General features: G+C 39.7%; 23 protein-coding genes and 1 rRNA gene. 4 read left to right on the forward strand and 20 right to left on the reverse strand.

The annotated features are described in order from the left end of the window. Together ABVF21_RS14985 and ABVF21_RS14990 are read right to left on the reverse strand one after the other, a co-directional pair. Nucleotides 1-208 (reverse strand): 16S ribosomal RNA (locus ABVF21_RS14985); the annotation flags it as partial. Between the two features lie 274 nt (nucleotides 209-482). Then, complete coding sequence (locus tag ABVF21_RS14990; protein WP_194220068.1) at nucleotides 483-1,349, reverse strand: nucleotidyltransferase-like protein; 867 nt, start codon at nucleotides 1,347-1,349, stop codon at nucleotides 483-485. Nucleotides 1,350-1,602: 253 nt separating this feature from the next. On the opposite strand from ABVF21_RS14990, the gene ABVF21_RS14995 reads away from it, so the two are divergent. Next, nucleotides 1,603-1,968, forward strand: coding sequence for a YgzB family protein (locus ABVF21_RS14995; RefSeq protein WP_224598799.1), 366 nt, complete (start codon nucleotides 1,603-1,605; stop codon nucleotides 1,966-1,968). 47 nt (nucleotides 1,969-2,015) lie between these two features. On the opposite strand, the gene perR is transcribed toward ABVF21_RS14995, so the two are convergent. From perR to ABVF21_RS15030, 7 genes are all read right to left on the reverse strand, one after another. Further along, the gene (gene perR, locus ABVF21_RS15000) at nucleotides 2,016-2,450 is read right to left on the reverse strand and encodes a peroxide-responsive transcriptional repressor PerR (RefSeq protein ID WP_194220070.1); all 435 of its coding nucleotides are present in this window, start codon (nucleotides 2,448-2,450) and stop codon (nucleotides 2,016-2,018) included. A 109-nt stretch (nucleotides 2,451-2,559) separates the two neighbouring features. Then, entirely contained in the window at nucleotides 2,560-3,114 is a 555-nt protein-coding gene (locus tag ABVF21_RS15005) for a cob(I)yrinic acid a,c-diamide adenosyltransferase (protein ID WP_283153066.1), read from the reverse strand. Nucleotides 3,115-3,116: 2 nt separating this feature from the next. Further along, nucleotides 3,117-4,067 carry a D-2-hydroxyacid dehydrogenase gene (locus tag ABVF21_RS15010; protein WP_303533985.1) on the reverse strand — a complete coding sequence of 317 codons (951 nt, stop codon included), beginning with the start codon at nucleotides 4,065-4,067 and terminating at the stop codon, nucleotides 3,117-3,119. 203 nt (nucleotides 4,068-4,270) lie between these two features. After that, nucleotides 4,271-4,741: a thioredoxin-dependent thiol peroxidase gene (bcp, locus tag ABVF21_RS15015; protein WP_303533984.1), complete on the reverse strand. Its 471-nt coding sequence runs from the start codon at nucleotides 4,739-4,741 to the stop codon at nucleotides 4,271-4,273. A 54-nt stretch (nucleotides 4,742-4,795) separates the two neighbouring features. Continuing rightward, nucleotides 4,796-5,227 carry an ion channel gene (locus tag ABVF21_RS15020; protein ID WP_194220074.1) on the reverse strand — a complete coding sequence of 144 codons (432 nt, stop codon included), beginning with the start codon at nucleotides 5,225-5,227 and terminating at the stop codon, nucleotides 4,796-4,798. Between the two features lie 52 nt (nucleotides 5,228-5,279). After that, nucleotides 5,280-5,918 (reverse strand): class F sortase, encoded by a 639-nt coding sequence (locus ABVF21_RS15025; protein WP_303533981.1) that lies wholly within the window; start codon nucleotides 5,916-5,918, stop codon nucleotides 5,280-5,282. A gap of 24 nt (nucleotides 5,919-5,942) precedes the next feature. Then, nucleotides 5,943-6,749: a DUF4397 domain-containing protein gene (locus ABVF21_RS15030; protein ID WP_303533979.1), complete on the reverse strand. Its 807-nt coding sequence runs from the start codon at nucleotides 6,747-6,749 to the stop codon at nucleotides 5,943-5,945. 169 nt (nucleotides 6,750-6,918) lie between these two features. Between ABVF21_RS15030 and ABVF21_RS15035 the strand changes: the two genes are divergently transcribed. Beyond that, nucleotides 6,919-7,464, forward strand: a complete 546-nt coding sequence (locus tag ABVF21_RS15035; protein ID WP_303533977.1) for an RNA polymerase sigma factor — start codon at nucleotides 6,919-6,921, stop codon at nucleotides 7,462-7,464. Between the two features lie 40 nt (nucleotides 7,465-7,504). Here the strand turns inward: ABVF21_RS15035 and ABVF21_RS15040 are convergent, their stop codons facing one another. From ABVF21_RS15040 to ABVF21_RS15050, 3 genes are read right to left on the reverse strand one after another with little or no spacing between them, the layout of a single operon-like run. Next, nucleotides 7,505-8,290, reverse strand: coding sequence for an ABC transporter permease (locus tag ABVF21_RS15040; protein ID WP_303533975.1), 786 nt, complete (start codon nucleotides 8,288-8,290; stop codon nucleotides 7,505-7,507). 3 nt (nucleotides 8,291-8,293) lie between these two features. Then, a complete protein-coding gene (locus ABVF21_RS15045) occupies nucleotides 8,294-9,085 on the reverse strand; it encodes an ABC transporter permease (RefSeq protein ID WP_194220079.1) in 792 nt (263 codons plus the stop codon). Then, complete coding sequence (locus tag ABVF21_RS15050; protein ID WP_303533971.1) at nucleotides 9,078-10,091, reverse strand: ABC transporter ATP-binding protein; 1,014 nt, start codon at nucleotides 10,089-10,091, stop codon at nucleotides 9,078-9,080. The genes ABVF21_RS15045 and ABVF21_RS15050 overlap by 8 nt, the downstream gene beginning before the upstream one ends. Before the next feature lie 152 nt (nucleotides 10,092-10,243). On the opposite strand from ABVF21_RS15050, the gene ABVF21_RS15055 reads away from it, so the two are divergent. Then, the gene (locus tag ABVF21_RS15055) at nucleotides 10,244-11,533 is read left to right on the forward strand and encodes a glutamate-1-semialdehyde 2,1-aminomutase (RefSeq protein ID WP_303533968.1); all 1,290 of its coding nucleotides are present in this window, start codon (nucleotides 10,244-10,246) and stop codon (nucleotides 11,531-11,533) included. A 178-nt stretch (nucleotides 11,534-11,711) separates the two neighbouring features. Beyond that, entirely contained in the window at nucleotides 11,712-12,794 is a 1,083-nt protein-coding gene (locus tag ABVF21_RS15060; protein ID WP_226616546.1) for an FUSC family protein, read from the forward strand. 27 nt (nucleotides 12,795-12,821) lie between these two features. On the opposite strand, the gene nikC is transcribed toward ABVF21_RS15060, so the two are convergent. The 8 genes from nikC to ABVF21_RS15100 form a co-directional block, all read right to left on the reverse strand. Next, a complete protein-coding gene (nikC, locus tag ABVF21_RS15065) occupies nucleotides 12,822-13,721 on the reverse strand; it encodes a nickel transporter permease (RefSeq protein WP_098446322.1) in 900 nt (299 codons plus the stop codon). Between the two features lie 14 nt (nucleotides 13,722-13,735). Next, on the reverse strand, nucleotides 13,736-14,740 hold the full coding sequence (locus ABVF21_RS15070) for an ABC transporter permease (protein ID WP_226616545.1): 1,005 nt from the start codon (nucleotides 14,738-14,740) through the stop codon (nucleotides 13,736-13,738). 107 nt (nucleotides 14,741-14,847) lie between these two features. After that, the gene (locus tag ABVF21_RS15075; RefSeq protein ID WP_303533961.1) at nucleotides 14,848-16,461 is read right to left on the reverse strand and encodes an ABC transporter substrate-binding protein; all 1,614 of its coding nucleotides are present in this window, start codon (nucleotides 16,459-16,461) and stop codon (nucleotides 14,848-14,850) included. A gap of 28 nt (nucleotides 16,462-16,489) precedes the next feature. Further along, nucleotides 16,490-17,470 (reverse strand): ABC transporter ATP-binding protein, encoded by a 981-nt coding sequence (locus tag ABVF21_RS15080; RefSeq protein WP_303533958.1) that lies wholly within the window; start codon nucleotides 17,468-17,470, stop codon nucleotides 16,490-16,492. A gap of 14 nt (nucleotides 17,471-17,484) precedes the next feature. Then, a complete protein-coding gene (locus tag ABVF21_RS15085) occupies nucleotides 17,485-18,489 on the reverse strand; it encodes an ABC transporter ATP-binding protein (RefSeq protein WP_303533955.1) in 1,005 nt (334 codons plus the stop codon). A gap of 188 nt (nucleotides 18,490-18,677) precedes the next feature. Continuing rightward, the gene (locus tag ABVF21_RS15090) at nucleotides 18,678-20,396 is read right to left on the reverse strand and encodes an ABC transporter ATP-binding protein (RefSeq protein WP_371018509.1); all 1,719 of its coding nucleotides are present in this window, start codon (nucleotides 20,394-20,396) and stop codon (nucleotides 18,678-18,680) included. 100 nt (nucleotides 20,397-20,496) lie between these two features. Then, entirely contained in the window at nucleotides 20,497-21,024 is a 528-nt protein-coding gene (gene ntdP, locus ABVF21_RS15095; protein ID WP_048313631.1) for a nucleoside tri-diphosphate phosphatase, read from the reverse strand. A 207-nt stretch (nucleotides 21,025-21,231) separates the two neighbouring features. Further along, the gene (locus ABVF21_RS15100) at nucleotides 21,232-21,453 is read right to left on the reverse strand and encodes a hypothetical protein (protein WP_303533944.1); all 222 of its coding nucleotides are present in this window, start codon (nucleotides 21,451-21,453) and stop codon (nucleotides 21,232-21,234) included. Nucleotides 21,454-21,518: the final 65 nt, after the last annotated feature.

Here is a 21,518-nt window from a genome sequence, read left to right on the forward strand (position 1 = left end):
TTCAACATTGCACCATGCGGTGCGATGTATTACCCGGTATTAGCTCCGGTTTCCCGGAGTTATCCCAGTCTGCAGGGCAGGTTGCCCACGTGTTACTCACCCGTCCGCCGCTAAGATCAGGGAGCAACCTCCCATCTCTTCGCTCGACTTGCATGTATTAGGCACGCCGCCAGCGTTCGTCCTGAGCCAGGATCAAACTCTCCGATAGAAAGCTCAATCTAGCTTTAAAACAATGTTTTGTTTCCGTAGAAACAACTACTTACATGGCGTTTCGTTCAGTTTTCAAAGATCAATTCGTTTCTTTCAATGTCGTTTTCAGCGACTTTATTAATGTACCACATTAACTCGGTCGACGTCAACAACTTTTTAAAAGTTTTTTTCGTTGTCGCGTTAATCTCTCGCGGCGACAAGTAATAATATACCACGGAGAAAAAATACGGTCAACCCTTTTCTTGATATTTTTTCTCCGTTTTATAAATCACCTATACAGCGCTATATTCTCGAATGAAAATACCAGAACCTTTAGTTTCGCTTCGGTGAACTTCGATAAGCCCTTTTTCAATCATATATTCTAGAAGCGCACCAAGGTCTATCCCGTATTCCTTTAGCTGTTCTTCTTCCATTAATTCTTGATATGTCCATAAACTTTCACGTTCATTCATGATGTTCCTTATATGAACGGTTGCGTTTTTTGATTTTGAAGATAAAGAAAAGTCATTAGCCAATAGCAATAACTCCAGTCGTTTATCAAGAGGATCTTCTCCAGATAAAAGCTCGGTATACAACTTGAAAATTTCAGGTTCAATATGTTTAACCTGATTCCACACAGTAATTTCAGGATGGAACCCATGCTCAATAACAGATAAGCGAGCAAGATGGTGCAAAGCATGAAGAATAAAGTTATACGCATCCATATATTGCTTAGAAGCGAAAAGTTCTTTCCCATCTGTATATCTTCGAATAAGTCTTGCAAACTCCACTCCAATTTTTTGAGTGCGCTCTTCATATGGAAAATCTCTAATTCTCTCTTTCAATCCCGCTATGTACTCGTTCCGATCAAAAATGATCTTTCCATTAACAAGCCATGCCACAAGACGACGGTGGCTACCAGAGATTAGCCATTCGTTAACCTGCTGCTCTGTTATAACGTGCATAGCAGCTTTCTTTCCTTCAAAATCATAATGTTTGACGAACCATGGTTTCTCGTTATTTTGAACGATGATTAGTAGGACAACATCAAAATTATCAGTAAGCGGGTGAAATGGCTTTGTCTTTTCAATAACTAGTACACCCAGTGTATCAGGATGACTAGCTCTCTCTTGATAAATCGGTCTTAAAAGGTTTTCCATAATTCGATCCTCCAGAAGTACTTATACTTTTGTTTCCTTACGATATTCAATTTCCCTTTTCCTACGTTAACTTAAGTATTCAACAGTCCATATTATAAATCCTGTAATGAAATAAGCAATCCCTGAATTTGAAGTTTCCACTATCTACTTGAAAATATCCAACTATATGAAATGCAGATAACGTTATTCACCTTATAAGGAAAGTGCTTACACCTCATGGTTATGCTATAATTGTGTGCAGGAGGGACTTGCAATGCAACTAAAGTATACTAATAAGATTAATAAAATTCGTACGTTCGCACTGAGTCTAGTGTTTATTGGAATCGCGATTATGTATATAGGAATATTCTTCAAGACATCTGTCTTGCTTATGACCATCTTTATGCTGATTGGATTTCTTGCAACGATCGCAAGTGCGGTTGTGTACTTCTGGATCGGAATGCTCTCCACAAGAGCAATCCAGGTAGTTTGTCCAAACTGTGAAAAGCCAACGAAAGTTCTTGGACGTGTAGATGCTTGTATGCATTGCAAACAACCACTAACGATGGACCCTAATTTGGACGGCAAAGAATTTGATGAGAAATACAATGTGAAAAGAGCCCAAAAAAGAACGCAGTAAAAGATAAGAAGGCTTCCGCCATTAATATGGCGGAAGCCTTCTTTAAATTAGTGTTTGCTTTGCTGGCAATCTGGACATTTTCCGTAAATCTCCATTCTGTGATCACCGACTCGGAAGCCTGTTACCTGTTCCGCAAGCGTTTCTACTTCGTCCAATCCCGGATAATGAAAGTCTACAATCTTACCACAATCATCACAGATAATATGATAATGATCTGTTGTGACACAATCAAATCGGCTGGAAGCATCTCCGTACGTTAATTCTTTTACCAATCCAATTTCCTTAAATACTCTCAAGTTATTATAAACTGTAGCTACACTCATATTAGGAAATTTTCCTTCAAGAGACTTATAGATCTCATCTGCTGTAGGATGTGACATGGACTGGATTAAATGCTCCAGAATGGCATGACGCTGCGGGGTAATACGCACTCCTGAATTTTTCATAGCATCAATTGCTTCATGCAGTTTTTCTTCAGCCATTCGTCATGCACCTCGCTTTCAACAAGCATTCTTACTTTGTAATGTTTATAATTAGTGTACATGGAGAAAGAGGGTTTTGTCAATAATGACAAGCTTATAGGCCTCTTTCTTATTTGTGCTCTTGATGAAGGATCGACTCATTCTCCCCCATATGGTAGTTAATGAAACGAGCTGCTACAAATAAAAAGTCAGAGAGACGGTTTAAGAAAGAAAGGACAAGAGGATTTGCGTCTTCTACCATTGTCGTAAGACGCTCCGCGCGACGGACAATCGTACGCGCCACATGTAAGCAAGCTCCTGCTGAGTGTCCACCTGGCAATACAAAGTTCCTTAGAGGTTCAAGCTGCTGCTCCCAGCTGTCGATTTGGTTTTCCATTTCATTAATATGCGATTCTTCAATAGTCCATCCTACTTTTTTCCCTTTAGGTGTAGCAAGCTCTGCTCCCACATGGAAAAGCCACGTTTGTATTTTATGAAAAATGGACCCCCATTCTTCTTTACCATCGAAGTTCGTAGCCCCAATATAACTTAGAGCAAGCCCGATCTGGGAATTGGCTTCATCACAAGTTCCGTATGCCTCGACTCGAATATCGTTTTTAGACACCCGTTGCCCATAAACGAGAGAGGTCTCTCCTTTATCGCCTGTCTTCGTATAAATTTTCACTATTAATACCCCCTATCCGGATCAATGACATTCTTAAAGTCATTCGTTCCTCTTTGATATTGAACTAAGTTATGCTCAAATATTTCAATCGCTCTAGGTTGATAATTGTCAGAGATAGCTGAATGGTGCGGCGTAACCGTTACATTTTCCATCTCCCAAAATGGGTGTGACGAATCAAGTGGTTCATCTTTAAACACATCCAATACAGCATGGGCAATTTGATGTTCATTTAGTGCGTCAATCAAACATTGCTCATCTACAGTATCTCCTCTGCCAATATTAATAAATACCCCAGATTCTTTCATGGCTGCAAATTGTTCTTTCGTAAAATAATTGGCCGTTTCACTCGTACTAGGCAGGACACTTACCACGTAGTCACATTTCGGGAGCATAGATAAAAGTTCTTCACTATTATAAATCACATCAAAATGGTCTACTTCATGCCCAGATCGATTAACTCCTAGCGTTTTCATTCGAAATGCTTTCGCTACTCTTGCAATCTCACTGCCAATAGCACCAGTACCAACAACCCCTATCGAGCTACCAGTAATTTCTCGTATAGGCGTTTTTTTCTTCCAGATCTTTGAGGATTCATTTGCTAGCACTTGTTTTGTATCCCTCGCTACTTGAAGCATAACAGATAATGTATATTCAGCCATCGGAATGCTATGGATGCCCCGTGCATTTGTTACGAGAATACCTCTTTCTTTAATAGCCTGAAATGGCATTCTTTCAAGTCCAGCCGATAGGACCATTATCCACTTAAGGTGAGAAGCTTTCTGAATTAACTCCGCGTTCAGGTCCTCTCCATATGTAAGAAGAATTTCTGCATCAGCAAGTTTAGGCTCCCCTTCTTGCATTGATGGATAAAAATGAAACGTTACGTCTGGATACGTTTCTCTAAGGCTCTCTTTAATATTTGTTTTCAGTTTCCCCGTTGATAGTACCTGCATTATTTCACCACTCTCCATTTATTTAACCTTTCTCCATGTATTAAGTATAGCTGAATGACCAATATGACTTAAACAAAATAACCTCTTCGAAACATCGCTAACAAAAAAAGAGCGCTTAATGCGCTCTCAACTGAAGATATGATCTACTATACTCTATGTTGCAAACATCTAAAGGTATAGTCTTTTGTCCCGCAAACAAAGGGTTATGATAAGTTTTCTTTAATGTAACCTAGTGCAGATTCCACATGCTCTTTAACGCGAACTTTCCGCCACTCTTTTACAAGGGTTCCTTCTTTGTCTATAACAAAGGTAGAACGAACAATCCCCATGTATTCTTTGCCGAAGTTTTTCTTTAACTGCCATACATCATATGCTTCTGCAGCAGAATGATCTTCATCTGCTAAGAGAAGGAACGGAAGGTCATACTTATCAATAAATTTTTTGTGTTTCTCGACTGGGTCTGGACTTACTCCCAAGATAACCGTATCCAGTTCTTCGAATCCTTCAATATGATCTCGAAAATCACATGCCTCTGTCGTACAGCCAGGCGTCATATCTTTTGGATAAAAATAAAGCACAACATTCTTTCCTTTATAGTCGGAAAGAGACACAATCTCACCAGTGCTTGCTTCTAACTTAAAATCAGGAGCTTTTTGACCAATTTCAACACCCATTTTTTACGCCTCCTTAAATCTTCTTAAGATAAGCGTAACGAAATTCATTCGAACTTACAACTTCGGGCTTTCACGATAGTCAACGATGGTCGTGACAAAAAATGCGGCTGGCATTAAGTAACCGATTAACGCCTCAAAAATCGCAATCCATCTTCCAACTCCAATTGGAGTAAGATCTCCATAGCCAACCGATAGAAGCGTAACCGCACTAAAATAAAGGACAGATTGAACTCTTGTAAGCGGCGTTAATGTCATATCCGCAAGATCCATTTGACCTTCTTGAAGTACAGGAATATCAAGGATAATGAGGCTTAAATACATACTCCCAAAAGCGATAATCATCGTTAAATAAACAAGAAATAGCAGAAACATCTTATAAACAGACAGAAGACTTCCAGGTACTCTCGTTCTTTTCATAAGTGCTACCATACTTCTCCCCACACTAATAAAGGCAAGAACAATTGCACAAATAATTAATAAGAGCATTAGAAAACACCTCACTATAGGTTTATGAGGTGTTTGTTTAATTTAAGACAAACTATTTTGATAGAAGTGTCGTGTAGACGACCAGACGTTCTTCGTGTGTTCCCGCATCACGATCGAAGGTCCCTGTACAAGTAATTAGATTAAGACCTGACTTAGAATTTGTTCCAAAAACTTTTTCGAGTGGCGCTTGATTCCTAGGATAAGATTCTACATTCTGTACTTCAAAATCATATGCACTTCCATTTACATCAGTAACCGTGACAATATCTCCTGGTACTAAATCATCAAGATGATAGAACACTGATGGTCCTGTTTTGTTATCTACGTGACCCGCAAGAACAGCATTTCCTATTTCACCAGGTTTTGCTCCAGGCTTATACCATCCAACGTTACGTTCATCTTTGGGCACATCCATTTGCCCATCTGGTAATTGGCCCACATGCTCCACTTTTGCGTCTACATTAATAGCTGGAATGGATAAATGGGCTGGAATGATCCCTACTAAAGCAGGTTCAACAGATTCGTTACTCTTAGATGAAGAAGATGCTGTTAAATCTGGAGCAGAGATCAGATGTGTTTCTTCATTATTAGGTAAAACTTCTTTCATTTCATCTGATTGATTAGAAGAAGAGGAGCAGCCTGCCGCTGCTCCTAAAAGTAACATACTTAATAAAAGCTTTTTAAACGGCATATGCGCTCCTCCTTCTACCTTGATTTAAGCTGTTTGCTTCTTACGAAGATAAAATCCAGTTCCTACTACTAGAATACCTCCTCCAAGAAGTGCCCATGCAACGGTATTAGACTGATCAGCTGTACCACCCATACCTGTTTGAGGCATGTCTGAAGGCATATTTGTCGCATCCACCATCGGCCATGCTTCAAGAGTTGGTTCACCTTCTACAAGACCTACCGCATAAACAGAGTAAACATAGCCTTCTTTTAATTCAACACCAGGAATTTCAAGAACAACGTCTTCAGAACCTGCTGGTCGAACTTCAAGATCAACAGTCATAGGATCAACTTCAGCGTAGTCTGACGTTGATTTAAATGCAACATCTGAGAATAGAACGTCTCCGTCTTTAACAGCTACATCTACATTAGGTGCATCTGGAGACGCATGTACAACCCTTACTTTTGCTTTTCCTTCAGAAGCTTCCATATCATCGCTTAGCGCCCAAAGCGAGATGCTATCTAGCGTACCTACTGCAGCAGCAGAATACTTCATGCCTTCTTCAAGCGTCACTGACTGACTGATAACCGGCTCGCCTTCTCCATTCTCACCAGCTGGGAATACTTCAATTTCGTGATCTCCTGCAGGAAGAGCCATGTATTCTGTCGCCTGTTTATATTCAGCACCTTCTACAACTGCCTCACCATCTACGTAAACATCAACTGCAGGTGCATCTGGGGATGCATGAATCACTCGTACCATTGCTTCATGATTATCTGCGAATGCCGTACCTCCAATAATCCCGAACATCATCACCATCGCAACTGCGGCTGTCATAAACTTCCTAAGCATTCAATCCACTCCCTTTATTTAGTTTTTGTTATACTTTTGTATAACCTTTGTTCATTTATTAATACGACAAAATATTTGTAACCGGATCACTTTTCTTACACTTTTATTGTTTTTATTTCGAATTCAAGGGAATAGAGCTACTAGAAAAGCTCGGAGGAGGAACTTATTAATGAGTAAAGGCAATTATGCGATTGCTTACTGGGATAGTGAAAACGAGGAGCCTTTTAAAGTCTTTTGTATTGAAAACCATCAAACGCTTTTACGCATCGCCCGTCGCATTGTAAATGACCAGCAAATTGCCGAAGAGATCGTTCAGGATGTTTATTTAGAAGTTTGGAATAAGCGAAGTCAATTCGAGCCTGATAAAGGAAAACTCTCCTCATGGGTTAATCAAATCACACGAAACCGAGCTATTGATCGGATTAAGAAAGAGCAGCGTAATTTTAAAGAAACAGTTGTTGAAGATCACCAATTGGTCGATAAAGAACTTTATTTTCAAGATGACTCCGGAAACAGAGATATGATTAATGGAGCCTTAAATTCTTTGAATACGGAACAAAAGGAAATTCTTAAACTCATCTACTTAGAGGGTTATAGTCAAGCTGAAGTAGCTTCCAAAAAGAAGATCCCCCTTGGAACAGTGAAAAGTCGCGTTAGGCTTGGCATGAAAAGATTAAAAGAAACGATCGATTTATCATTATTAGAACCTGTCTAATCATAATCAAAAAGTCCAGAGGGAGATCCCTCTGGACTTTTTAGTTACCTGCGCCCCTGTATTTCGTGACGCCAATATTCCACATAAAGATGGCGAATCCAAAAAACGCCATTCCCATAACAGGTGTAAGAAAAGCATAACCATACCATTCTTCACGACCTAAGAAATAAGCTGATGGATACACTCCTACAAAAGCAAATGGTAAGATCCACGTTAATACAAAGCGAATCACTTTATTATAAATATCCACTGGGTATCTCCCATAGTTCCCGATATTGTACATCATTGGCATAATACTTGTTCTGCTATCAGACCAAAAACTAATGCTTGCTAGTAGAATAAAAATACCTGCATATACAAATGCACCACCTAAAACCATAAAGAAAAATACAATAGGATCGTACCAGGACATACTTAGATCAAGTCGACTCCCCGCATACACCATCACGGCGATACCTGTGATAACCCCAAATAAAGATTCAAGCTCCATTCGTTCTAAAATAATCTGAAATAAACTATGAACGGGTCTTGTTAGAATCCGATCCATTTCACCTTTAACAATATACCGCTCGTTAAAGTCCCAAATGTTAAAAAATGCTCCGAAGATAGCAAAAGGAACGAGGAAAAATCCATAGATAAAGATGATTTCATCCTTTGACCAACCGCTAAGCATATTTGTATGCCCAAAAACAACAAGTATAAAGATCAGATTAACCGCCTGAAACAGTAAGTCAGACATAATTTCCATTAGCATATCTATACGATAAGTTAATCTCGTTTTCATATATTGCGAGACATATAGAAAGAAAATACTAGCATGCTTCATTTGTCACCCTCCCTGCACAATCAAGCGTTTTTTGGCAATTACCCATAGCGCTTGAATTGGAAGAATCAAAATAACCGCCCAGACAAGCTGGAAAAGAATCGCTTCCCATACCGCACTTCCAGTAAAACCTTCTGTGAAAATCATACTTGGAATATAGCTAATGGCTTGGAACGGTAGAAAGTCCATGACATTCTGTGCCCAACCTGGATAGAAACTAATTGGAAGTAATAACCCTGAGAACAAATCAATCACAACGCGCTTTGCTCGAATCAGTCCATCGTTGTTAAAGAAGAAAAAGGTCATAACGCCTGTCAGCAGATTAATTTGAGTATTAACAATAAAACTTAGAATAATTGCTACCATAAAAAACAACCATGTCGACAGTGCAGCCGAAAATTCAATCGGGAAAATGAGGCTAACAATAATCATCCCTGGAATTGAGAAGAAGCTTAATCTAAAAATCCCTTCTCCAAGCCCCTGCATCGTCTTCATTATTAAATAATGATAGGGGCGTATAAATTCAACTGCCACCTTACCCTCTTTAATCTCCTGAGCGATTTCTCGATCAATATTATTAAAATAGAAAGCTCTTGCCATCCATGCAACAGCAACATATGTTGTCATTTGAATAACAGATAATCCTTCAATTTCCCCTTTTCCACCGTAAATCGCATTCCATAGAAAGTAGTAAGCACCAATGTTAATGCTGTAAATTAAAATTCCGCTATAATAGTTCGTCCGATAGGCAAGCATCATTAAGAAGCGAACGCGAATCATCTCAATGTACTTACCCATTACGCATGCCCTCTTCATAGATATTTCGAATAATCTCTTCAGTCGAAATTTCATGAATCTTAATATCCGTAATCCTGTTTGATGCTACGACTCTCCCAATTACTTCGGAAATGACATGCTCTTCATTCACTACATTCGCGATCCACACATTCTCGCGATCACCTTTTGTCCATTCTGCTTCAAGTTCCTTCAATAAAGGTTGAAGTTGTTCACCACTAACCTGTTCACCAAATTGAAATTCAATTTGCTTCCCTTCTCCCCAATTAGAACGAAGCTTTGCAAGCTTGCCATCATATATAATCTGGCCTTCATCTAACATAACAACCCGATCACATAACGCTTCAATATCCGTAAGATCATGAGTCGTAAGTAAAATCGTTGTCTTGTACTTCTCATTAATTTCTTTTAAGAAGTTACGGATCTTTAATTTAACTAGCACATCAAGTCCAATTGTCGGTTCATCTAGAAATAGAAGCTTAGGGTTATGAAGAAGAGCTGCGGCTAACTCACACCTCATACGCTGGCCAAGCGATAATTTCCGAACCGGTTTATCAAGTAAAGGACCAATATCTAGAGACTCAATTACATGATTCATATGCTCGTTATAAACATCATCCGGTACGTTATAGACTTTTTTAAGCAAACGAAATGATTCTTGTACGGCAATGTCCCACCACAATTGAGATCGTTGCCCAAATACAACTCCAATGGATCGAACAAATTTCTCTCGTTCCTTATGAGGATCCATTCCATTTACACGAACAGTTCCAGAAGTGGGCGTTAGAATACCCGTTAGCATTTTGATACTCGTCGACTTCCCGGCTCCATTTTCTCCTATATAACCTACCATTTCACCTTCATTAATGGTAAAAGAAATATCTTTAACAGCCGAAATAACCTTATAATTACGCGTAAAAAGATCTCGAAACGCTCCTTTTAAACCAGAACGACTCGAGTGAGATTTAAAATCTTTACGCAGTTCTTGTACGTCAATCACTTTTTCCATACGTCTTCCTCCTTTTAACACACCAACTTAGTTTACAAGAGCAGCATGTAATAAACAATATTTGAGCTTTCACTTAAGCGGCAAGAGTGTTTCGTTACACTCTAGTCATGCTACAATGGAGTTTGATGAACAAGCATTACAAGGAGGTCAACATGAATTTCACGAAATCAGAACAACATCATAAAGAATCACTCGATATTATGCTAGGTGGAGTCAACAGTCCATCTCGCTCATACAAAGGCGTTGGAGGAGGCACTCCTGTCTTTATGGAAACAGCTAAAGGTCCTTATTTCTGGGATGTCGATGGTAACAAATACATAGACTACCTTGCAGCATACGGCCCTATCATCACTGGTCATGCGCATCCACATATTACTAAGGCCATCACAACAGCAGCTGAGAACGGTGTGTTATACGGTACACCCACCGTGTTAGAAAATCGGTTCGGTTCAATGCTTCAAGAAGCCATCCCTTCTCTAGAGCGCGTTCGATTTGTGAACTCTGGTACGGAAGCAGTAATGACAACGATACGCGTAGCTAGAGCCTACACAGGTCGCAACAAGATTGTGAAATTTGCTGGCTGCTATCATGGACACTCTGATCTTGTACTAGTTGCCGCCGGTTCTGGTCCCGCTACCCTTGGAAGTCCTGACTCAGCGGGTGTCCCAAAAAGCATCGCTAGAGAAGTTATCACCGTACCATTTAATGACATTGAAGCTTATAAAGAAGCAATGGAGAAATGGGGAGATGAAGTAGCCGGAGTTCTCGTTGAACCGATTGTTGGGAATTTCGGAATTGTTGAGCCAGAGGATGGTTTCCTTGAAAAAGTGAATGAGATCACACATCAATATGGCGCGCTCGTTATCTATGATGAAGTTATCACTGCATTCCGCTTTATGTATGGTGGTGCCCAAAACTTACTTAATGTTGAACCGGATATGACAGCGCTTGGAAAAATCATTGGCGGTGGCCTTCCAATCGGCGCATATGGTGGGAAACGCGAGATTATGGAACACGTTGCACCACTTGGTCCAGCTTATCAAGCTGGGACAATGGCAGGTAATCCAGCCTCTATCTCAGCCGGTATTGCGTGTCTTGAAGTTCTTCAAGAAGAGGGCGTCTATGATCATTTAGACAAACTAGGAGAACGTCTTGAGAAGGGAATCCTCCTTCATGCACAGGAAGCTGGTATCCAAATTACAATCAATCGTCTCCGAGGAGCTTTAACTGTCTACTTTAATAACGAGAAAGTTATTAATTACAAACAAGCTGAAGACTCCGATGGAGAGAAATTCGCCCGCTTCTTTAAACTAATGCTCAATGAAGGTATCAACCTTGCCCCTTCTAAATATGAAGCATGGTTCTTAACAACAGAGCACACAGAAAAAGATATCGATGATACGCTTGAAGCAGTAAAGCGCGTCTTTCATCAAATGGGTTAGCGAAAAGACAGAATGAAGTTCCTTCATTCTGTCTTTTCTACTATCTTTGTTATTATTGAAAATAGGGCTTGCTATCCTGACCATTCCGATGTATAACTAGAACGTCTCATATGTTTAAAAGAGGAAATAGAGGATACTCTCTATACTAAAAGTACTCGACGAAAGGACTTACAATAGAATGAAGTTTGGTGCCCGTATTTTTAAAACAGGGCTAGCGATTACTCTCGCACTTTATATTGCAACATGGCTTGGACTCGAGCCGCCGACCTTTGCTGGCGTAGCTGCATTATTTGCCATTCAGCCGTCAATTTATAGGTCTTATCAAACCGTTATCGATCAATTTCAATCCAATATTATTGGAGCCGTGCTTGCAGTTATACTCGTTCTGCTCTTTGGAAATCAGCCAATCGTAATTGGTCTAGGTGCGATCATCATTATCGCCATTAATATTAAATTAAAAATCGAAAGTACGATTCCACTCGCAATCGTAACTGTTATTTTAATCATGAATGCTCCTCAGGAGGAATTCATCACTTTTGCGACAAACCGATTCTTAGTCATTATGGTCGGTGTGATCAGTTCTTTCTTTGTGAACTTAGTTTTCGTACCACCGAGATATGAAACAAAATTATTCCACAAAATTGTAAGTAATACAGAATATATTTCACAGTGGATCAGGCTTGCTACTAGAAACGATGCCGAACATAAAGTATTGAAAGAGAACTTAATTAAGTTGAAAGAAGATACAGTTAAAAGTGATCAGTATTTTCTTCTATACAAAGAAGAGCGTACGTACTTCAAACGCAGAGATTTTGTAAAAGCACGTAAGCTCGTCCTATTTAGACAGATGATTGCTACAACAGAAAAGTCACTTGCTATACTAAAAATGCTTGATCAACTTGATGTGAAGATTTTGATCATGCCTGACGAGGTCAGAAAGATGATTCAGACTCACCTCGATGAGCTAACAAATTATCACGAACGCATCCATTTAAAATATATCGGAAAAGTGAGGAACCAGTCTCCTGAGGAAATGTTAAACAATGTTGGATCTGGGGAGTCTACCTTAACCGAACGCTATGTTGACTTATACGAAAATGGCGAATGTAATCGCGAGCTTTGGATGACAATCTTCCCCTTAATCGGAATGATTATCGATTACCACGATCACCTTGAACACCTTGATTTACTTGTCGATAGCTTTCATTCCTATCACCAGGAAGAAAATGAAGTTGATATTCAGGAGCTTCATGCCAAATAAAAAAATCAGCCGTATCGGCTGATTTTTTTATTTCTTCATTTTTGGATCAAGCGCATCTCGAAGACCATCACCAAGTAAGTTAAACCCAAGAACCGTTAGCATAATCGCAAGTCCCGGAAAGAATACAGTCCATGGTGCCTGAATAATATACGAACGCGAATCTGCAAGCATTTTCCCCCACTCAGGCTGTGGTGCCTGTGCACCAAGACCGAGAAAACTAAGGGCAGCTGCCTCTAGAATAGCCGTTGCAATTGCAAGTGTTCCTTGCACAATTATAGGTGCAAGTGAATTTGGCAATACATGATGAAAAATGATTCTTGAATCTTTCATCCCAACAGCTCTAGCCGCCATAACATACTCTTCCTGCTTCACACTTAACACCCTTGATCGAACTAGCCTTCCAAAGTTCGGAATATTAATAATCGCAATCGCGATAAGTGCATTTCTTAGCGATGGTCCTAGTACAGCAACAACAGCAATAGCAAGAAGAATACTTGGAAACGCAAGCATAATATCAAATATACGTGAAATAATCGTATCCACTAGCTTACCGTAATAACCTGCTACCATACCTAGTAAACTCCCTACCGCCGCTGAACCTAGTACAGCAAAAAAACCAACCCATAAAGAAATTCTTGCCCCATAAATTATACGTGATAAAATATCGCGACCGAAATCATCGGTTCCAAACCAATGACTGGCGGATGGAGATTGAAGTCGTTCACCTAATTTTTGTTCGTTAATCCCTTCAGGAGCGATGACCCCTGCAAAGATCGCTAGAAGAATGAAAAAAAGTACAATCCCCATGCCGACCATCGCTAGCTTATTTCTCCTGAATCCTTTCCAGGCTTCACGCCATGGCGATAATACTTCTTCATCTGGTTGCTTTTGAACATTCACTTTTTTTTGCGGAGCAATTTCAGCCATCTTAGAAGCCCCCTTTAGTTGTATTTAATTCGAGGATCAATTGCAGCGTATAACAGATCGACAATGAGATTAATAAAAACAAAGATGACAGCAACGATGAGAATACCAGATTGAATCACTGGGTAGTCTCTGAAATTAATGGCGTCGTAAATATAACGACCGATTCCTGGCCAACCAAATATAGTTTCAGTAAGAATAGCTCCACCTAGTAAGAGACCCATTTGAAGTCCAATAACAGTAAGTACAGGAATAAATGCATTTTTTAAAGAATGCTTGTACACAACCCAAAACATCTTTGTACCTTTTGCTCGAGCTGTTCGAACAAAATCAGAGCGCATAACCTCAAGCATACTTGAGCGTGTCATTCGAGCAATGATAGCCATCGGTATTGTTCCAAGAGCAATACCAGGTAGAATTAAATGCTTAACCACTTCTACAAATTGATCCATTCTTCCCTGAAGTAAGGTATCAATAAGATAAAGATGTGTGATAGCATCAACAGGGTTTCTCACATTTTCGCGACCTGTGGATGGTAGCCATCCAAGTTCAAGCGAGAATGCCCATTGTTCCATCAAACCAAGCCAGAAAACAGGCATCGACACACCGACTAGCGCAAGTACCATAGCCGTGTAATCGAACCAAGAGTTTTGAAACCATGCACTAATAATCCCTGCATTGACGCCAATAAAAATAGCTATAACCATCGCCACAAGCGAGAGTTCAAGAGTAGCAGCAAGATATGGCCAAATTTCTCCACTAATATCTGAACTTGTTCGAAGAGATGTGCCTAAATCACCTGTAAACAAGTTTTTAATATAGTCGATATATTGTAGATACCACGGCTGATCGAGGCCAAGCTGTTTGGTTAAACTTTTTATCGCTTCCTCTGTTGCCTGTTGACCTAAAATAACCTGGGCAGGATCTCCAGGAATAGCTCGAATCATAAAGAACACAATAAGTGTCATTCCAAATAAAACCGGGATAAGCATTAGCAATCGTCTAACTGTATAAGCAAGCATCTACTCACCTCTTCTTCCATCTGTAAAATCACATGCCGTTCTATATGTATAAAACTAATTTATTTTGAAGAATAAAAGGGGAGTTTATCACTCCCCTTCTTTATTTCCTATTGAAGCGTTACTTTCGTTAGCTTGTCAGAACCAGTTGGATGCGGTGAGAATCCTTTAATTGTACTAGAGCCACCTAGTGCAGGCTTAGAGTGTACAAGAGGAATCCACGGTGCATCTTCATGGATGATTTCTTGAGCTTCTGCATAAATCTTATTACGCTCTTCTTCATCTGGAGTCGACTGTGCTTCGATTAGAAGATCATGAAGCTCCTGGTTTTCATAGTACGTATAGTTGTTGCTTCCAATGTTATCCTGATCAAGGAGTACATATAGGAAGTTATCAGCGTCACCATTATCCCCTGTCCAACCTAGCAAGAAGCTATCAGCTTCACCATTACGAGCTTTTTCAAGATAAGTTGCCCACTCGTACGATTTGATTTCAGCATCTACGCCAATTTCTGCGAAGCTTTTCTGAAGAACTTCTGCTACTTTTTGACCATCTGGCATATATGGACGTGGAACAGGCATTGCCCAAAGCTCCATTTCAAAACCATCTTCATAGCCAGCTTCTTTTAGAAGTTCCTTCGCTTTATCAAGATCATATTCATAACCTTCAATATCATCGTTATATCCACCGATTACCGGAGGCATTGGGTTTTTCGCTGGTTCAGCTTGTCCAGCATAGAAAGAATCGATAAGCGCTTGCTTGTCCACAGCGTGGTTTAGCGCCTGACGTACAAGCTTATCTTTTAATGGTCCGCGATTTGTCGTTAATCCAACGTATCCAACGTTCATTGAAGGACGGAAGAAAGTTTGAAGATCGCCATTGTCTTCTACCTGCTGAACATCAGAAGGGTTAAGACCATCCATCAAATCGATTTCTCCAGCCATTAAAGCATTTAGACGGGCTGAATTATCAGGAATCGCTCTAAAAATAACACTATCTAATTTTGGATAGCCATCCATCCAGAACTCTTCATTTTTATTCAGAACGATTTTGTCATTTCTGTTCCACTGATCAAATACAAACGGACCAGTACCTACAGGATTTTCACCAAACTTATCGCCCTGCTTTTCAAGTGCATCTGGACTAGCAATCGCAAATGGAGACATCGCAATATTTTTTAAGAATGGCGCTTGTGGACGCTTCAATTTAAATTCAACTGTGTAATCGTCTTTCGCCGTTACGCTTTCAATAACGTGCCCTTCATCACCTTTAAATCCACCAAACATGGATTTATAGTAATAGAAAGCTTCTTCATTCCCATTCATCCAACGTTCGAAGTTGTAAACAACGGCATCTGCATTAAAGTCTGTACCGTCATGGAACTTCACACCTTCACGAAGTGTGAACGTATACGTCTTGCCATCGTCAGAAACTTCCCACTCTGTTGCAAGTGCTTCCTGTACATCTGTGTTATCATCACCGTAATCAAGGAGCGTATCAAAAATGTTCTTTGTTACTTTAAATGATTCCCCGTCTGTAACAGATGCTGGATCAAGTGATACGGAGTCACCACCGCGACCAAAGATCAACGTTCCACCTGCTTCTTCTCCTCCGTCTCCGGAGTCTCCCCCACCATTGCCATTCGTTTCGTTAGATCCACCGCAACCGGCTAGACCAATCGAAAGAAGCAATACAAACAGTAATGAAAAAATGGTCTTCTTCATGTTCTTCCCCCTTAGTTATGTGTGTGATTTATACATGGTCTTCTTCATACAGATGACACGCTGTATGGTGACCGGGTTCTACCTCCCTGAATTCAGGAACAACGGAGCTGCACACGTCCATCGCCTTAGGACATCTTGTGTGAAAAGGACACCCTGATGGCGGATTAGAAGGACTTGGTACATCTCCAGTAAGAATGATTCTGTCTTTCCCATATTCAGGATCTGGAACCGGCACCGCTGAAAGAAGAGCCTGTGTATACGGATGTTTTGAATCCAAATAGAGCTTTTCACTATCTGCCATTTCAACAATGCGCCCAAGGTACATCACTCCGACACGATCGCTAATATGACGAACAACTCCTAAATCATGAGCTATAAACAAATATGTTAGCCCAAGCTCTTTCTGAAGATCTTCTAAAAGATTTAATACTTGAGCTTGGATCGAAACATCAAGTGCTGAAACAGGTTCATCCGCGATAATTAATTTCGGATTAACTGCAAGTGCCCGTGCTATACCTATTCTTTGACGCTGTCCACCACTGAATTGGTGAGGATAACGTTTGGCATGATATGCACTAAGACCAACAATTTCAAGAAGTTCTCTCACCCTTTTTTTACGCTCTGCTTTATTACCAAGCTGATGAACGATAAGAGGTTCTTCGATAATTTTTTCAACTGTATGTCTCGGATTAAGCGATGCAAATGGATCCTGAAAGACCATCTGAATATCTTTTCTAAGGTGACGAAGATCCTTTTTGTTTAAACTGGTCATTTCTTTTCCATCAAAGAGAACTTCCCCTTCACTAGGCTCAAGAAGTCTCATCAACATACGACCAGTTGTAGACTTCCCACATCCACTTTCCCCAACTAACCCAAATGTTTCTCCTTTATGTAAGGTAAAGGTTACACCGTCTACAGCCTTCACTGTTCCTATCTGCTGTTTAAGTACGCCTCCCTGAATTGGGAAATGCTTCTTAAGCTGTTTTACTTCAAGTAATGCTTCTTGCAAAATAGGCGCCCCCTTTAGCTTTTCACATTCTCTAATATAGCTGCTTTTTTCTCGTCTTCATGAAGCCAGCACCTAGCCTGTTGTCCTGGTCCTGCATCTAACAACGTTGGATTCTCTTCAAAGCATTTATCGAAAGCAAAACTACAACGTGGAGCAAAATGACACCCTTTATGAATCGAACCTGGTTTTGGCACATTTCCAGGGATAGAATACAGTCTGTCTTTTCGAACTCTCACATCAGGTACTGATTCGATTAAACCAATCGTATACGGATGCTTTGGATGCTGAAAAATATCACTTGTTTTCCCTTGCTCAACGATTTTGCCAGAGTACATAACAACAATACGATCACAAATTTCTGCGACTACACCCAGATCGTGTGTAATCATAATAATCGATGTATTAGTTTCTTGGTTCAATTTCTTCATGAGCTCTAGAATCTGAGCTTGAATCGTCACATCAAGAGCTGTTGTTGGCTCATCCGCAATGAGTACTTCTGGTTCACATGCCATCGCCATCGCAATCATAACGCGCTGCCGCATCCCCCCAGATAATTGATGAGGGTAATCATTCATAAGTTCTTCAGCCCTAGGAAGCCCAACTAGTTTAAGAATTGATATAGCATGCTCCCAGGATTTTTTCTTGTTCCATTTTTTATGTATTCGAATTCCTTCAACGAGCTGGTTGCCAATTCTAAATACAGGATTAAGGGATGTCATCGGTTCCTGAAAGATCATTCCGATTTCATTTCCCCTTATTTTTCTCATCTCTTTCTCTGATTTCGTAAGAAGGTTTTCCCCTTTGTATGTAATTTCTCCTCCTACAACTTTTCCTGGGGCCTGAATAAGTTGCATAATGGATAATGAAGTCACACTCTTTCCAGAGCCAGACTCCCCAACAATACCAAGTACTTCACCTTTATTTACATGGAAGTCAACGGAGTCTACTGCTGGAATCTCTCCATCATCAGTAAAAAAGTGCGTTTCTAATCCACTAACATTTAAGACTGGATGTTCCATACACTCACCCCTTTCCGTAAATTCTGAATTTTTTAATTAAACTAAAATCTGTTTATCATTATTACATTATTTTTGTTAGTTGGCAACGCTTATTGAGGTAATTTTCTGTCTTTTTTTGACGCTTTTACGCGATAATATGCATATTTAAACAAAAAAAGCACCTCAAAGAGATGCTTTTTGATGAATAACTATAAATTTTGTACTTGAAACAAATGATGGTAGGACCCTTTCCGTTTCATGAGCTCTTGGTGATTCCCGCTCTCTGAAATTTGGCCGTTTTCTACCACCACGATACGGTCAGCATGCGTCACTGTCGCTAGACGGTGTGCGACAATAAAGGTTGTGCGATCTTTCGCAAGTACTTCAAGCGCTTCTTGAATAAGATGTTCACTTTCAAGGTCAAGTGCTGACGTTGCTTCATCAAGAATTAAAATAGGCGGATTTTTAAGGAATACTCTTGCGATTGCAATCCGTTGTTTTTGTCCACCAGACAGCTTCACCCCTCGTTCACCAACGGGCGTATCATATCCGTCTTGAAGGTTCATGATGAATTCATGAGCGTTGGCAGCCTTTGCAGCTTGTATAACTTCTTCTTCAGAGGCATTTGGATTCCCCATCATGATATTCATTCGAACGGATTCACTAAATAGGATGTTATCCTGAAGAACCATTCCAATGTTATCTCTCAAGCTTCTTGCTTCATAATCCCGTATGTCTGTACCGTCAATTAGAATACTCCCACCCGTCACATCATAGAAACGTGGAATTAAGCTGACAAGTGAGGATTTACCCCCACCGCTCATTCCTACAAGCGCAATGGTTTCTCCAGCACGTACATTAAGATCAATTCCTTTTAGAACAGGTAGATCCTCTTCATTATATTTAAATGAAACATGTTCAAATTGGATATTTCCACGAACTTCGTTTAACTTTTTTGCATCTTTTCTATCTACAATATCGTATTTTTCATCGACAAATTCAAATACACGATCCATTGATGCAATAGCTTGGGTTAATGTGGTAGACGAATTCACCAATCTTCTTAAAGGACTATAAAGCCGGTCCATATAAGTCACAAACGCAACCATTTCACCGATTTGAAGTCCACCCGAAATCACAAGATACGCAGAAAACGCGATAACAATAAGAGGAGCTACATCCGTAATCGTATTAACGACAGCAAACGTTTTGGCATTCCACCTTGTATGATCAAGTGCTCGTTCTAAAAAATTCGTATTTCTTTTGTTAAATTGCTCTTGTTCATAATCTTCTAAGGCAAAACTTCGAATCACCGACATCCCTTGTACTCGTTCATGAAGATGACCTTGAACTTCTGCAAGTGCTTGTGAGCGATCCTTTGTTAAATCACGAAGACGCTTATAGAAAAACTTAACTGACAGTCCATACAGAGGAAGAAGAACAATTGCTGCAAGTGTTAGCCAAACATTCATAAATGATAATATACCGATAATGATGACGATGGTAATGAGATCAAGCCAAACATTCATCATCCCAGTAATTACAAATGTTTTTGTTTGCTCCACATCATTTATTACTCTTGAGATGATTTCCCCTGCTTTGTTATTAGAGTAAAACTTCAAACTTAATTGTTGGATATGAGAAAATAATTTATCTCGTATATCATACAGAATCTTACTTCCAATCCACTGAGCATAATACTGACGGAAGTATTCTACCGGTGGTCTGACAACGACGAATAGAAAGAAAGCTCCTCCCATCAACCAAAGAAGCTGCTCATACTTATCCCCAGCTGGCATTTCTGCATTGATAATGTCATCAATGACGTACTTTAAAATCAATGGAAGGAGAAGAGGAATACCAAACTTTAATATTCCAATTCCAATCGTTATCCCAATTTGTTTTTTATACGGTCTTACAAAGGTCATATACCTTTTTATACTATCCAGATGGCATCATCCTTTAGTTAATCACATGCTGTTTTTATATCATGCAAAAACCTGTTGAAAAACATTCAACAGGTTTTTCTTACCTATATTGAAGGAACTGTTCATACCACTGATCTACAAATCCAGGGGCAAACGGTCCTTTTCTTTGATGAATCCAGTTCATCAGTTCTTTTACATTTTGTTGTATAATACGATCGATTGCTTCGGGATAATTCATTTCTTCGCGGTGTGCTTCATACTCATCTTCATCTAGTAACTTAAAAGTCATATCAGGATAGATCTTAATATCAAGATCATAATCAATATACTTCAACGCTTCTTCATCGTAAGTAAATGGAGTACCTAAATTACAATAATAATATAGCCCATCCGTTCTGATCATTCCAATGACATTGAACCAGTGGTTTGCACTAAAGTAGCAAATCGCAGGTTCACGCGTTCTCCATTGTCTTCCATCAGCTTCAGTCACAAGAATGCGATCGTTTCCACCGATTATTTCTTTGGAAGTGCCTTTAAGTACGATGCTTTCTTCCCAAGTACGATGTAGCGTACCGCGATGTTTATAGCTTTGAATTTGAATTCTCGTCCCGGTCGTTGGGAAACTCATCTTCTTCTCCTTTCCTAAGAAATTCCGGAAAACGATGAATGCCTCTTGCATACAGGCAGACTCACAGCATCCTTTCTTTCTTACCGTTCAATACATGACTATTATCAAAAATCTTACATCTCATCTATATTCTTCTCTATTATAACGCTTAACAAAATAAAATTAAAATAAAAGCGCCACTCGAAAAGAATGGCACCCAATTCCAGCTTAATAAATAGGGGTTTTTTCAAAGGTAGAGATGACATCCGAAATAAGTCGTTCAAACTCATCCTCCATAAGTGATAGCATCTCTTTTCTTTCTACAATTATGGCATTTCTGCTCTTTTCTTCATCCAGAATATTCTCTAAGCTTAGAATTTCTTCCTTCGTACGAATCATTTGATCGGCAAGCTTGAGCTGCTGTTGAATGAGCTCATCAAACTCCTTCATCTAACCTCTCCTTCCAAATTGTGATTCTTGACATTCCAATGGAGCAAGCTAATACCATTAGCGAT

This window comes from Pseudalkalibacillus sp. JSM 102089 (genome assembly GCF_041366475.1).
Classification (GTDB): Bacteria; Bacillota; Bacilli; order Bacillales; family Guptibacillaceae; genus Guptibacillus; species Guptibacillus hwajinpoensis_B.